The sequence below is a fragment of the Streptococcus sp. 400_SSPC genome (genome assembly GCF_001072745.1).
Lineage (GTDB): Bacteria > Bacillota > Bacilli > Lactobacillales > Streptococcaceae > Streptococcus > Streptococcus xiaochunlingii.
In genome coordinates this window covers 30,721-42,838 of the sequence record NZ_JVIQ01000018.1, presented here as the reverse complement: position 1 = coordinate 42,838, position 12,118 = coordinate 30,721, and the positions used below count along the sequence as shown (strand labels likewise).

The 12,118-nt window shown below is 42.4% G+C and carries 17 protein-coding genes and 1 tRNA gene; 14 read left to right on the top strand and 4 right to left on the bottom strand.

Translation table 11 applies throughout. The annotated features are described in order from the left end of the window. Positions 1-120: 120 nt before the first annotated feature. Positions 121-363: a type B 50S ribosomal protein L31 gene (locus ADH49_RS04010; RefSeq protein WP_023023047.1), complete on the bottom strand. Its 243-nt coding sequence runs from the start codon at positions 361-363 to the stop codon at positions 121-123. Positions 364-608: 245 nt separating this feature from the next. On the opposite strand from ADH49_RS04010, the gene ADH49_RS10370 reads away from it, so the two are divergent. After that, positions 609-1,001, top strand: a complete 393-nt coding sequence (locus tag ADH49_RS10370; RefSeq protein ID WP_239681815.1) for a hypothetical protein — start codon at positions 609-611, stop codon at positions 999-1,001. Positions 1,002-1,026: 25 nt separating this feature from the next. Here ADH49_RS10370 and ADH49_RS10365 read toward each other — a convergent pair whose 3' ends face one another. Next, positions 1,027-1,530, bottom strand: coding sequence for a lantibiotic ABC transporter permease (locus tag ADH49_RS10365; protein WP_239681814.1), 504 nt, complete (start codon positions 1,528-1,530; stop codon positions 1,027-1,029). 179 nt (positions 1,531-1,709) lie between these two features. Further along, on the bottom strand, positions 1,710-2,648 hold the full coding sequence (locus ADH49_RS04000) for a DHH family phosphoesterase (protein ID WP_048689911.1): 939 nt from the start codon (positions 2,646-2,648) through the stop codon (positions 1,710-1,712). A 176-nt stretch (positions 2,649-2,824) separates the two neighbouring features. On the opposite strand from ADH49_RS04000, the gene ADH49_RS03995 reads away from it, so the two are divergent. The 12 genes from ADH49_RS03995 (at position 2,825) to ADH49_RS03940 (ending at position 9,746) form a co-directional block, all read left to right on the top strand. Continuing rightward, positions 2,825-3,268: a flavodoxin gene (locus ADH49_RS03995; protein WP_023026746.1), complete on the top strand. Its 444-nt coding sequence runs from the start codon at positions 2,825-2,827 to the stop codon at positions 3,266-3,268. Positions 3,269-3,401: 133 nt separating this feature from the next. Continuing rightward, positions 3,402-3,674 carry a chorismate mutase gene (locus ADH49_RS09955; protein WP_048689907.1) on the top strand — a complete coding sequence of 91 codons (273 nt, stop codon included), beginning with the start codon at positions 3,402-3,404 and terminating at the stop codon, positions 3,672-3,674. A gap of 9 nt (positions 3,675-3,683) precedes the next feature. Continuing rightward, the gene (locus ADH49_RS03985) at positions 3,684-4,892 is read left to right on the top strand and encodes a chloride channel protein (protein WP_048689904.1); all 1,209 of its coding nucleotides are present in this window, start codon (positions 3,684-3,686) and stop codon (positions 4,890-4,892) included. Between the two features lie 120 nt (positions 4,893-5,012). After that, positions 5,013-5,360, top strand: a complete 348-nt coding sequence (gene rplS, locus ADH49_RS03980; protein ID WP_003003254.1) for a 50S ribosomal protein L19 — start codon at positions 5,013-5,015, stop codon at positions 5,358-5,360. A 43-nt stretch (positions 5,361-5,403) separates the two neighbouring features. Continuing rightward, positions 5,404-5,475: transfer RNA gene (locus ADH49_RS03975), tRNA-Arg, on the top strand. 205 nt (positions 5,476-5,680) lie between these two features. Beyond that, positions 5,681-5,914, top strand: coding sequence for an Imm74 family immunity protein (locus tag ADH49_RS03970; RefSeq protein ID WP_048689901.1), 234 nt, complete (start codon positions 5,681-5,683; stop codon positions 5,912-5,914). A 20-nt stretch (positions 5,915-5,934) separates the two neighbouring features. Next, positions 5,935-6,489, top strand: a complete 555-nt coding sequence (locus ADH49_RS03965; RefSeq protein WP_048689898.1) for a hypothetical protein — start codon at positions 5,935-5,937, stop codon at positions 6,487-6,489. Positions 6,490-6,559: 70 nt separating this feature from the next. Beyond that, complete coding sequence (locus ADH49_RS03960) at positions 6,560-6,982, top strand: hypothetical protein (RefSeq protein WP_048689895.1); 423 nt, start codon at positions 6,560-6,562, stop codon at positions 6,980-6,982. 33 nt (positions 6,983-7,015) lie between these two features. Next, complete coding sequence (locus ADH49_RS03955) at positions 7,016-7,660, top strand: DUF6572 domain-containing protein (RefSeq protein ID WP_048689894.1); 645 nt, start codon at positions 7,016-7,018, stop codon at positions 7,658-7,660. Positions 7,661-7,717: 57 nt separating this feature from the next. Beyond that, positions 7,718-8,185: a hypothetical protein gene (locus tag ADH49_RS03950; protein WP_048689892.1), complete on the top strand. Its 468-nt coding sequence runs from the start codon at positions 7,718-7,720 to the stop codon at positions 8,183-8,185. Positions 8,186-8,392: 207 nt separating this feature from the next. Further along, entirely contained in the window at positions 8,393-8,680 is a 288-nt protein-coding gene (locus tag ADH49_RS03945) for a hypothetical protein (RefSeq protein WP_239665195.1), read from the top strand. A 253-nt stretch (positions 8,681-8,933) separates the two neighbouring features. Beyond that, positions 8,934-9,746 carry a PrsW family glutamic-type intramembrane protease gene (locus ADH49_RS03940; RefSeq protein WP_048689885.1) on the top strand — a complete coding sequence of 271 codons (813 nt, stop codon included), beginning with the start codon at positions 8,934-8,936 and terminating at the stop codon, positions 9,744-9,746. A 44-nt stretch (positions 9,747-9,790) separates the two neighbouring features. Here the strand turns inward: ADH49_RS03940 and mnmE are convergent, their stop codons facing one another. Beyond that, the gene (gene mnmE, locus ADH49_RS03935; protein ID WP_048689881.1) at positions 9,791-11,164 is read right to left on the bottom strand and encodes a tRNA uridine-5-carboxymethylaminomethyl(34) synthesis GTPase MnmE; all 1,374 of its coding nucleotides are present in this window, start codon (positions 11,162-11,164) and stop codon (positions 9,791-9,793) included. A gap of 162 nt (positions 11,165-11,326) precedes the next feature. Here mnmE and rpiA point away from each other — a divergent pair, with 162 nt between their 5' ends. After that, complete coding sequence (gene rpiA / locus ADH49_RS03930) at positions 11,327-12,004, top strand: ribose-5-phosphate isomerase RpiA (RefSeq protein WP_048689877.1); 678 nt, start codon at positions 11,327-11,329, stop codon at positions 12,002-12,004. The last annotated feature ends 114 nt before the right edge of the window (positions 12,005-12,118 follow it).

Genomic DNA, 12,118 nt, shown 5'->3' with positions numbered 1-12,118 from the left:
CGGAGGTGGGACGACGAAATCGAATTCTAACGAATTACCGATTTCTGTCCCACTCTCATTTTTGTGCGGAGAAGGACAAGAAAAAACCACTTCCAAGTGGAAGTGGTTTTGATTGGTTTCTTATTTGAGACCGTATTTTTTGTTGAAACGATCCACACGTCCATCTGCTTGAGTGAACTTTTGACGTCCAGTGTAGAATGGGTGTGAGTCTGATGAAATTTCAACACGGATCAATGGGTAAGTTTCACCTTCGAATTCAACAGTCTCGTTAGAGTACTTAGTTGAACCACTAAGGAACTTATAACCAGTAGTAGTGTCCATGAAGACAACAGGGCGATATTCTGGATGGATATCTTTTTTCATTTTGCAATAATTCCTTTCTGCCATGGTCTCTTTCCGAGCCATAGATTGTTACTAAGTTAGTTTATCAAAAACAAAAGAGTTTGGCAAGGATTTTTACCAAATTTTTCGCATTTTATAAAGAAAAAAAGTGGGAGAAGCTCATCCTGTTAGGTAAGCTTTTCCCACTCTGTCTAACAGTCCTAGAAAGGAAATGTTAGACATGCAAGATCAATAGAAATCTTTTTATTCTTGACCAGGTTCAGTAGTTGGCTGTTCTGGTTGTTGAGGTTGCTGTTGCTCTTGTGGTTGCCAAGCTTGTTGAGGTGCTTGTTGGAAGCCTTGTTGAGGCTGTTGAGGCACTTGTTGGAAACCTTGTTGCGGTTGTTGAGGTGCTTGTTGGAACCCTTGTTGAGGCTGTTGAGGCGCTTGTTGGAACCCTTGTTGAGGCTGTTGAGGTGCTTGTTGGAACCCTTGTTGAGGCTGTTGAGGTGCTTGTTGGAAACCTTGTTGCGGTTGTTGAGGTGCTTGTTGGAACCCTTGTTGCGGTTGTTGAGGTGCTTGTTGGAACCCTTGTTGAGGCTGTTGAGGTGCTTGTTGGAATCCTTGTTGCGGCTGTTGAGGCGCTTGTTGGAATCCTTGTCCTGGAGCAGGTTGACTAAACCCTTGTTGTGGTTGTTGCCATTGTTATTGTCCAGGATGACCAGGTTGTTGAGGTGATTGGACAGATGAAGCAATAGACTGGGCAAATCCTTTAGTTGTTGATGCAAGTTCTTGGAATGTTCCTTTAGTGATTTTACCGCCAGACATAGCTAAGAGCCCAGTAGCTACAGTAGCAATGCCTGCTAGTAAACAAAGAATCAAACCAAAACCAAGTGAAATTCCAAAGCCACCAAAATTAACAGCATATTTATTTATATTGATTACATCAATAATTGAAATGATTGTTTGAATAGCTCCAATGACGATTACACCAATTGCAAAAGGTTTTTCCATAGGTTTTTTATAATTTTTTAAACAAGAAAGAACAATGGATACAATTGCAAGGAAAATAATTAACCAACCATCTCCTTGAGTACCACTGACAGTCATGCTACCCAATGCTCCAGCTGAAGCTGAGGCCCAAGGTAAAAAACTTCCTAAAATTGCAACTGCAGATGCAGCAATGATAAAAATACGATGCTTATGCATAAAAGGTCTCCTTTTTTTGTGATTATTATAACATAAATAAGCTCAAACTGGAATGGAGTTTGAAGAAATTGTTCACATTTTTCTAAATTTTATTAAGATTCATTCGTTTTTTGTTCAAAATGAAAAAAGTCAGTCGTCTCCACTAGAAACAACTGACCTACTTGATTGATTTTCATTATCTATTTGGACTTGGCAACTTCTTGTAGTTCCCGATAGATTTGCTCGTTCTCTTCTAAGGAATAAGAATTGGCTCCACTGGCGAGGGGGTGGCCTCCACCATCGTGGCGTTTGGCAATCTCGTTGATTACCAGAGCCTTACTTCTCATACGGACGCGGTAGTGGCCATCTGCTTGCTCGACAAAGATAGCCCAGACGCTGACGTCTTCGATCCGACCAGGTGCTGAGACGATCGCAGCAGTCTCAGCATCTGTGATTTGGTAGTGTTTGAGGAGCTCTTGGGTCAGGGTCACGCGACTAGCTCCATTTTCATCGATTTCAAGATGATCATAGACATAGCCTTGAAGCTTGGCGGTCTTAGAGCTCATGCTGTCCATCTGACGAGAAAGACCTGCAAAGTCAAAGTCAAAGCTACGAAGGTGGGCAACCATCTCGAAAGTCCGGCTGGTCGTCGATGGATAGAGGAAGCGTCCAGTGTCTCCGACAATACCAGCATAGAGGAGACGGGCTGCTTCTGGACTGATCTCAAGCTGTTGTTCAAGAGCAAAGAGGGTGATAAGCTCACTCGTAGAGCTTGAATCTGTGTCTACCCAGAGGAGATCTCCGTAGGCATCATCGTTTGGATGGTGGTCGATTTTGATAAGATAATCGCCACTCGTGTATCGTTTATCATCGATGCGAGGGGTGTTAGCAGTATCGCAGACAATGACCAAGGCACCCGCATAGTCCTCATCTGTTACAGTATCCATGCTAGCCATCCAAGCAAGTGTCGGCTCGTTATAGCCGGTAGCTAGGACTCTTTTATCTGGGAAGTTGGTCTGGATGATTTCTTTCAGACCGACCTGGCTTCCAATTGCGTCAGGATCCGGATTCATATGGCGGTGAAGGATAATGGTATCGTAGTGGTTGATTTTCTCTAAAATGTCCTGTGTAATCTGCATATAGTACCTCATTTAATTCTCTTTCAATTTTAGCATAAGGAGGTCATTTGGAAAAGAAAAAGGTTGTCTAGCCTCAGGTGGACAATTTCCGAACAATGCCAGGCTCCCAGTACTTCCCTATGCAAAATGCGCGCGAAAGTGGTATAATGTCATAAGATTATTATTTGGAGGGAATTATGACATTAGCAAAGATTGTTTTTGCAAGTATGACAGGAAATACAGAAGAGATTGCTGATATCGTTGCAGATAAGTTTCGTGATCTTGGTGTCGAAGTAGAAGTCGACGAATGTACAACAGTAGACGCAGAGGACTTTCTTGAAGCTGATATTGCAGTCGTAGCGACCTATACCTACGGTGATGGTGAGCTTCCTGACGAAATCGTAGACTTTTATGAAGACTTAGCTGGTCTTGACTTGAATGGTAAGATCTACGGTGTTGTTGGATCCGGTGATACCTTCTACGACGAGTTCTGTAAGGCAGTCGATGACTTTGATCGTGTCTTTGCAGCGACTGGTGCGGTTAAAGGTTCTGAGTGCGTCAAGGTAGACTTGTCAGCTGAAGATGAAGATATTGAAAAATTAGAAGCTTTTGCAGAAGAAGTCGTAGCAAAAGTAGGCTAATCCATAGCTAAGAAAGGTGTTTGCATGTGGCAAGCACTTTTTTTATGGATGAAAACCTTCAATAGCTGGATAGGGCTAGTAAGATTGCGCGATTTTTGATAAAATGGGTAGCAAAAAGTAAGGAGGCCAGTGTATGGAACTAGAGAAGATTCGCCAAGAGATTGACAGCATTGATAAAGAATTGGTCCGTCTGTTAGAACGCCGGATGCACTGTGTGGAAGATGTCATTCGCTACAAAGAAACCCATCAAAATCCTGTCTTGGACCGGGCTAGAGAAGAAGAGGTCTTAGCCAATGTAGCCAGCTTGGTCCAGGAAAAACGCTATGAAGAGACCATCCTTGCCACTTATCGGGATTTGATGAAGCGCTCCAGAGGCTACCAGGCCGATCAGTTAGATGCGGATTAGGGTGCTGATATGACGATCTTTAAAAGAACCTTAGTGTATACCCTAGATGCCCTCATAATCGGGGTGATCGTTGGGGTGATTGATACCCTCTTTGGCCGTGTTTTGATCGGGATTGGTGAAGTTCGTACAGACTATCTCCTTTATCTCTTGCCCTTTCTAGCTCTAGCAGGTATCTTGATTACCTATCTCAATCGCACCTATGGGGGCAAGAGTCAAAAAGGGATGGAGCTGCTCTTTGAAGTGGGAGAGGGAAAGGAGAAAGACATTCCCAAGCGGTTAATCCCTTTGACTATTCTTTCAACCTGGATGACGCATCTCTTTGGTGGATCCGCTGGTCGCGAAGGAGTGGCGGTCCAGCTCGGTGGGACAGTGGCCCATGCTCTACGAAGAGAGGGACTTGGCTCAGACGCTTCACGGGTCTATTTGGTCACTGGGATGGCAGCTGGCTTCGGTGGCCTCTTTCAGACGCCTCTAGCTGCCATCTTCTTTGCTATGGAGGTCCTAGTAGTTGGGAGACTGGAGTGGCGGGCTCTCTATCCTGCCACCATTGCAGCCTTTGTCGCTAGTTGGACCTCTCACACCTTGGGGCTAGAGAAGTTCACCCAGGTCATTTCAGACAAGCTCTCCCTATCGCCTCACGTACTCTTGCAGTTGCTGGTCTTAGGAGTGATCTTTGGTCTGACAGGTAAGCTCTTTGCCTATCTTTTGGGGCAGTTAAAAACTAGCTTTGCCAAGGCCTTTGTCAATCCTTATGTGCGGATCGGAGTGGTCGGTCTCGGACTGAGTATTCTCTTGTATCTGATTGGGACAGGTCGCTATACAGGACTGGGGACCAATTTGATCTCCCAAAGTTTTGCGGGAGCTGAAGGCAAGAGCTTGATCACTGGGGCAGACTGGATCCTCAAGCTCCTCTTTACGGTGACGACCATTGCTGCAGGCTATAAGGGAGGAGAAGTGACCCCGCTCTTTTCTATCGGGGCAAGTCTAGGTGTCTGGCTAGCTCCTTTCTTTGGACTGCCGGTTTATCTGGTAGCAGCCTTGGGCTATGCTGCAGTCTTCGCCGGAGCAACCTCGACGACTATTGGCCCCATCTTGATTGGATGTGAGGTCTTTGGTTTCCAGCATTGGCCAGCCTTTCTCTTGGTTTGTCTGGTCGCTACGCGTCTCTTTCCAGCCCTGTCTATCTATGGTGGACAAAAAGTTGCGAAAAAGTTGTAATAATCCTTTACAAACGGATATTCTTTTGGTATTATAAACTTTGTGCGTAATGGAAGCACAAAAATACAGTTTATCCGCTGGGGGAGTAGCCCTCAAGATTGACGAAGATAGGAGAATAAAATGAATCCATTAATTCAAAGCTTGACTGAAGGTCAACTTCGTACTGATATCCCTGCATTCCGTCCTGGTGACACTGTTCGTGTACACGCGAAAGTTGTCGAAGGATCTCGTGAACGTATCCAGATCTTTGAAGGCGTTGTTATCGCTCGTAAAGGTCAAGGACACACTGAAATGTACACTGTTCGTAAAATCTCTAACGGTGTCGGTGTTGAACGTACATTCCCAGTACACACTCCACGTGTAGAAAAGATTGAAGTTGTACGTTACGGTAAAGTACGTCGTGCGAAATTGTACTACCTTCGTGCATTGCAAGGTAAAGCAGCTCGTATTAAAGAAATCCGTCGTTAAGACGAATAAGGAGGCGGGAGTGATCTCGCTTCTTTTTTTATAGGTCCCCTTAGTTCAATGGATATAACAACTCCCTCCTAAGGAGTAGTTGCTGGTTCGATTCCGGCAGGGGACAGAAATAGAAAAGAAAACACTGAAGATTCAGTGTTTTTTTATTGGTTTATGGAAGGATGGATCTTGGGGAAAGTGCTTGTATGGTATAATAGTGGAAAATGAGAACATTGATTTTTAAGGTAGTCCTATCATTTTGGAATACCAAATTAAAAGATTATGAGTGCTCTACAAGTTTAGTCTGAAAGGGATAAAGAAAAGGGAGTAGAATGAAAATTTCTGGTACAAGGTCTATCATCACATTTGACTATGAAAATGGCTATGTTTTAAAAGAAGAGGGAGAGTTGCTGACTGATGGTAGCTTTATTGTATATAGGTCAAGCATACAGAATTGGGAGCCACCTTACAACCACATTCCTATCACACAGAACGAGATAGATAAACTTGTCGAGGAAGTGAACTCCATGATGACGGAGCAAACAATTCAGATCGAATTTATCTGAGTTAGAGTAGGAGAAGGGTGATGAAAATTGATTACAGTGAACAGATGCTCACTTGGGAGTGGGATGGTAGTGAAATAAAGATAGAATTACCAGATATCATTCATGCGGAATATCATAAAGATGAAAATATTATAATTGTCTATAGTGGAGAAAACTTTGTAAGCAAATCCATTTTCTACTTTAGTTTAGAAGGAAAATGGTTAGGGCAACAAAATCTACTAGAAGGAACCCTAGATTGGAATCATAATGGGAAGCATCAGGTTAGTTTTCATCATTTACATTGTCTTCGCTTTAGTCCTAAATATCAGCGTATCTTGAGCATATTTCGCTCATCCAGCGATTTTGACGTTCCATCACAACTAGAGGTTTATAATTTAGAAGGTGAGAAAATCGACAAAATTGAATCTCCTGCAGGATTTACTATGCTATATATTTCTGAGATAAGTAAGAAGAAACTGAGAATTGTATGCGAGGCTCTTAAAGAGGATTGTTTTGATAAATCTGGTCGAAGTGATTTCTATTTTGATGTGGATTTAGAAACTAGAAAATGGATAAAAGATGGTCCGGCTTACTAAAGAATAATAAACGAAATCTGAATTTTATGATATTTTGGTTGATAGATAAACTTGCATTAGGAGATATAAAATGAAACCAACAAACCTAGAATGGGAAGATGTTATCCAGTTTGAAGAGGTTGAAGGATATGGGAAATCCATCTGGAAAAATGAGGATAAATATTATTTAGTTTCAGAAGAGGGAACTGTAGCTTCTTGGTTAGTGGTTTATGAATTACCCCAAGAATTATTCTCTCTATTAGATAGTGGAGAGAGATCGCTACTCGAAATTTCTTGGAAGATTAAACACAATTGTTGGCCACCGACGGAAGAAGAGAAGAAAGCTAGTGAGAAACAATTTGTATTAAAAGGCTTAACTCCTTTAATAGCTAGTCCTAAGAGTTGGGAATTATTTACTCAGGAAGAGCTTGAAAGATTAATTCCACTTGCTGAACGGAAATGGATTGACTGGAGAGGCAAACTTCCAGATGATTATGTATCGCCATTGAAATAGCTTATGGGGAAAATAGAAAGGGTTTATTTTTAAATGAATCAGATAAAGGGGAATGGATTCATTATAACTGAAGAAAATGGCAATTATACAATGTCCTGGATGACAGGAGGTTTCCAAGATAGAGAAGTTACTTATCCAGTTAGTAAAGAATTAGTGGACAAGGCTTTAAGGTCAGAACAGGATGCTTATGAGGTTGAACTATTCTTACAAACTGGAGAATGGGTGACAAAAGAAAGTAAGAAAGTAGCCGGACAAAATTATTTTAGATCTTCACCAGTTCGGATTTTAGTAAATCCATCATCTATTAAACGGTTGTTTTCCAATCAAGAATTTGAAGAACTGATACAAAAAGCAATTTCCTCAGAGCTCAAACCAACTGAACTTGATGCTATTGGTGTTGTTGATAGTCATTTAGGACTTCTTCTGGTGGATCCAGTTGGCTGGGAGGAAGAGATAGAAGCAGTCCATCTGGAAATTCTGCAGGAAAAAATCAACAATTGTATTCACTTCCTCGAAAGCAAGCAGTATGTGGAGCGATACGGTGATAAGTTTGACAAAAAAATCATCCAAATTACTTTCCAATACTCTCCATCTGATAATGGATTGGCCTTTCTCGCAGCTGTTCAGAAAGTGTTACAACCAACAGATATGAGCTTGAAGGTGGAATTGCCGGAGTAATAAAGGGAGCGGGAACGCTCTCTTTTTGTGCTATAATGGAATACGTGGAGGGATAAAATGGATAAAGAATATCTAGTTTACCAAAACAAAGTATACTCGAATTTTGTGAATTATATAAATGACTATATTCTTCTTTCAAAAGATCCGGCAATGTTGAAAGAAGGCTACGTTCCCTATAGTTCCTATGTAGATGATGCCGGAGAAGGCGTATACGGGAAGCTTGTGCCTTATAGTGAGGTTAGTCAGAGGTATTCGGTTTATGATCGTGTTTTGTATAAAGGTCAGGAATTTGAAATAGCTGGTCACAAGCGTGGAGATGATGATTTTACAGCACCCGATTCTTATGTGCGAATATTAGTTTCTGATAAAGAATTTTTAAATGAAAACAATATAGCAGATGGTGCGGAATTGATGGATGATAAGTATGGTCTTATCACGTATGCATCAGGAAAAATCCCTGTCAGCGAAGTAACCATTTTACGTCGGAGAAAGGATTTGCCAGTAGACCGAAGGAGAAAAATATGAAATCATTTTCTATTTAACCTAGTATCGGTAAGGCTGTTTCTGGAGTTGGTTTTTGTACTCTCAAGATTTAAGTAACTGTACAACTGAATGCGAGGAAATGGAAGTTGAGGAGGTTGAGTGAGTTTTAGAGCTGTGTTGTTTCGACTGCTCCCAAAATTTATTTTTTGTATGATATAACAGAATATTTTAAAAATGAAGGGGGGTTCTATGGAAAATGATGTGTTTTTTGATTATTACTTAAAATCACTTAGGTTTTATTTTCGTGATAGGTGTGAGGATATTGGATTTATAAAGTTTTTTAAAGATGAAAATAATTGTTTTATTACTATAGAGGATTATGTTTTGGAATCATTTGTAGTATTGTCAAATTTTTTGAGTACGGATAGGATTGTGTTTTCTTGTGGAATTATTTATAGTAAGGGAGTAGTTACTGGAGTAGAAGTGTGTATGAATGTATCAGAGCTAGAAAGATTAAATAAATTGTACAAGATATAGTTTTGAAGAATATTAAAAAACATAAGGGAAATTATCTACGTGGGATGTGTGGAGTGATAGTATTAATGTTTCCTAGTTCTAGAGCTCTGTTGTTTTGAATGGTCCCAAAATGCCTTCAATAATTTGCAGTCACCAGCAATCTCTATTACCCGTAGCCATTTATTGTTTTTTTAAGCTTTTATTGTTACAATATCCATATAGACAAAAAGACTGGGATTCCAGCCTTTTTAATTGTTTTAAAGAAAGGTTTTTTATGAAACGCAAATCGATTTTGTTTCTATTTTTGTTCTTGCTCTCGATTGGTCTGGCCTATGAGACGCAGTCTATCACAGCTGGTTGGATGACAGGCAGTCAGTATGGGATTATTGGTATCTCTGTCCTCTTGCTCCTAGTATATGCTATTCCTGCTGTTTGGGCTCTCTTTCATTTCGCCAAGAAGTGGAAGTTGTCTTGGATTCCGGTTCTTTTTTCTCTCCTAGGTGGGGGATTTATCGCAGGTTGGCTGTCAAGTTTTGCCAATACCTATTTCCATGAGATAATTCAAGCGGTAGCGCCAAATAGCGATTTTTGGAACCAGTATGAGAGTGCCATCGCAGGACCACTCTTTGAGGAACCCTTCAAGTTGATTCCGATCTTCTTTGTCCTCTACTTGTTCAATGTACGTCGGATCAAATCCATCTTCCTTTTAGCGATTGCATCTGGTCTTGGTTTCCAGATTGTGGAGGACTTTGCCTATATCCGTCAAGACATGCCAGAAGGCTTCTCATACGCAGTATCTGGTATCCTAGGTCGGATCATGAATGGGGTCGTATCACACTGGGTCTACACAGCCCTCTTCATGGTGGGTCTGTTCTTGATCGTTCAAGCGACAAAAGGTCGCAAGGAGTTGATGCTGACGGGTTGGTTCTATTTTGTATCTGGTTTTGGCCTTCACTTTGTCGGCAATTCACCATTTGGCCAAATCGAGACAGAACTCCCTCTCGCTATTCCATTCTTGACAGCAGTAGGACTCTTCTTGGTCTACCAAGCCTACCTCACCGTCCAAAGTCTGGACCAAGGAAATTAAGAATAGAAAAATCGTATGTTTCAAACATACGATTTTTTTGAATCTTATTTTCCAAGACAGAACTGGCTGAAGAGTTGGGTGATGAGCTCGTCTGGAGCAGCGTCTCCTGTGATCTCTCCAAGGATTTCCCAAGTACGGGTCAGATCGACTTGGAGTAAGTCCACTGGCATGCCCATAGCCAAGCCTTCATTGACTGCTTGGAGGCTTTCAACGGCTTTCTCAATGAGAGAGATGTGGCGGGCATTTGAGAGATAAGTAGCATCTTGCTCGACCAGGCCAGCATTTTCGAAGAAGAGGGCGTTAATCCGGTCTTCGATCTGGTTGATATTTTGGTTTTTCAGGACAGAAATTTTGATATGATCAGCAGGAATCTCGTCCAACTCGATTTGCTGCGGGAGATCGACCTTGTTGAGGAGGATGATGCGGTTGCTATCTTGGGAAATTTCCAGCAACTGGCGATCCTGATCGGTCAAAGGTTCACTTGCATTGAGGACCAGAAGGACCAAGTCGGCTTCTTTAAGGGCTTTGCGAGAGCGCTCCACTCCGATGCGTTCGACGATGTCCTCGGTCTCGCGGATCCCAGCCGTATCGACCAGCTTGAGGGGCACACCGTTGATGTTGACGTATTCCTCGATGACGTCCCGGGTTGTCCCTTCAATATCAGTCACGATGGCTTTTTCCTCACGCAGGAGGTTGTTGAGAAGGCTAGACTTGCCGACGTTTGGCCGGCCGATGATAGCAGTAGAGATCCCTTCGCGGAGGATCTTGCCCCGGCGAGCTGTCTTGAGGAGATTGGTCAAGAGGGCTTCAAACTCAGTGGTCTTCTCACGGATGATCTCAGTCGTTGCTTCCTCGACATCGTCGTACTCTGGATAGTCGATGTTGACTTCGACCTGAGCCAGGGTATTGAGGATCTCTTGGCGCGTGTTGTTGATGAGGTCAGATAGGGATCCATCCAACTGTTTGACAGCGATGTTCATAGCCTTGTCAGTCTTGGCGCGGATAATATCCATGACCGCCTCAGCCTGGGTCAAATCGACACGACCATTAAGGAAGGCCCGCTTGGTAAATTCACCTGGCTCAGCTAATCGAGCACCTTCGCGGATCACCAATTGCAGGATTTCATTGGTCACAGCAATCCCACCGTGGGTATTGATCTCGATGATGTCTTCGCGAGTGAAGGTCTTTGGTGAACGCATAGCTCCGATCATAACTTCGTCGAGGATCTCATCCTTATCTGGATCCACGATATGGCCGTAGTTGAGGGTATGGCTAGCCACGCTGGTCAAGTCTTTACCCTTGAAGATCTTTTGTGCGATTTTAAAGCTGTCTGTTCCACTCAAGCGGACAATCCCGATAGCCCCTTCACCGAGCGGAGTCGAGATCGCAGCGATAGTATCAAATTCTCTAGTAATCATGTATCTTCTCTTTTCCTGTGTATTCCCTTCTATTCTATCGTAAACTAGCAAGAGGGGCAAGATATTGCTTTTAGAAGGAGAAGTTGAAAAGGTTTTCAGTTAACTAGTGAAATCTGTCGGCCAATATGCTATACTAAATATGAATAGAAATGGAGGTCTATGATGGTAAACCTAAAAGAACAGGTAGGGATTAAGGCGGCTGAGTTTGTTACTGACGGCATGATTGTCGGTCTTGGTACAGGGTCAACTGCTTATTATTTTGTGGCTGAATTGGGGCGTCGCATCAAGGAGGAAGGCTTGAATATTACTGCTGTAACGACCTCAAGCGTGACCTATGAACAGGCAGAAGGTTTGGGAATTCCTCTTAAAGCCATTGACGATGTAGAAGTGGTAGACTTGACCGTAGATGGTGCGGATGAAGTAGACCCAGCTTTGAACGGGATCAAAGGTGGGGGCGGTGCTCTCTTGATGGAGAAAATCGTTGCGACCAACTCAAAAGACTGCATCTGGATTGTCGATGAGTCTAAACAAGTGGAGACGCTTGGTGCCTTTAAACTGCCGGTAGAAGTGGTTCAATACGGGGCAGAGAATCTTTTCCGTCATTTTGAGAAGAAGGGTTATTCACCAGCTTACCGTGAAAAGGACGGCCAGCGTTTTGTGACCGATCAGGGTAACTTTATCATTGATTTGGATTTGAAAGTGATCCCAGACGCTGAAGCCTTAGCAGAAGAGTTGGACCGGACTGTCGGTGTTGTCGACCATGGTCTCTTCTTAGGAATGGTTTCTAAAGTCATCGTAGGGACACCAGAAGGTCCAAAAATCATAAGCAAATCACTTTAAAAAGGGCATTTTGTCCTTTTTTCTACGGATATGAAACTTATTTATAAAATTTTATATGAAAGCGTTACATTTTCAAAAAATTGTGTTATACTGTATTCAGTTTAAATTATAAAG

Coding starts and splice junctions, on each gene's coding strand:
- ADH49_RS03965 (WP_048689898.1), top strand. CDS start 5,935: ATGAAAATTGATTACAGTGAACAGATGCTCACTTGGGAGTGGGATGGT.
- ADH49_RS03940 (WP_048689885.1), top strand. CDS start 8,934: ATGAAACGCAAATCGATTTTGTTTCTATTTTTGTTCTTGCTCTCGATT.
- ADH49_RS03945 (WP_239665195.1), top strand. CDS start 8,393: ATGGAAAATGATGTGTTTTTTGATTATTACTTAAAATCACTTAGGTTT.
- ADH49_RS03985 (WP_048689904.1), top strand. CDS start 3,684: ATGACGATCTTTAAAAGAACCTTAGTGTATACCCTAGATGCCCTCATA.
- ADH49_RS03995 (WP_023026746.1), top strand. CDS start 2,825: ATGACATTAGCAAAGATTGTTTTTGCAAGTATGACAGGAAATACAGAA.
- ADH49_RS09955 (WP_048689907.1), top strand. CDS start 3,402: ATGGAACTAGAGAAGATTCGCCAAGAGATTGACAGCATTGATAAAGAA.
- mnmE (WP_048689881.1), bottom strand. CDS start 11,164: ATGATTACTAGAGAATTTGATACTATCGCTGCGATCTCGACTCCGCTC.
- ADH49_RS03950 (WP_048689892.1), top strand. CDS start 7,718: ATGGATAAAGAATATCTAGTTTACCAAAACAAAGTATACTCGAATTTT.
- ADH49_RS03955 (WP_048689894.1), top strand. CDS start 7,016: ATGAATCAGATAAAGGGGAATGGATTCATTATAACTGAAGAAAATGGC.
- ADH49_RS03970 (WP_048689901.1), top strand. CDS start 5,681: ATGAAAATTTCTGGTACAAGGTCTATCATCACATTTGACTATGAAAAT.
- ADH49_RS10365 (WP_239681814.1), bottom strand. CDS start 1,530: ATGCATAAGCATCGTATTTTTATCATTGCTGCATCTGCAGTTGCAATT.
- ADH49_RS03960 (WP_048689895.1), top strand. CDS start 6,560: ATGAAACCAACAAACCTAGAATGGGAAGATGTTATCCAGTTTGAAGAG.
- ADH49_RS04000 (WP_048689911.1), bottom strand. CDS start 2,648: ATGCAGATTACACAGGACATTTTAGAGAAAATCAACCACTACGATACC.
- rplS (WP_003003254.1), top strand. CDS start 5,013: ATGAATCCATTAATTCAAAGCTTGACTGAAGGTCAACTTCGTACTGAT.
- rpiA (WP_048689877.1), top strand. CDS start 11,327: ATGGTAAACCTAAAAGAACAGGTAGGGATTAAGGCGGCTGAGTTTGTT.
- ADH49_RS04010 (WP_023023047.1), bottom strand. CDS start 363: ATGAAAAAAGATATCCATCCAGAATATCGCCCTGTTGTCTTCATGGAC.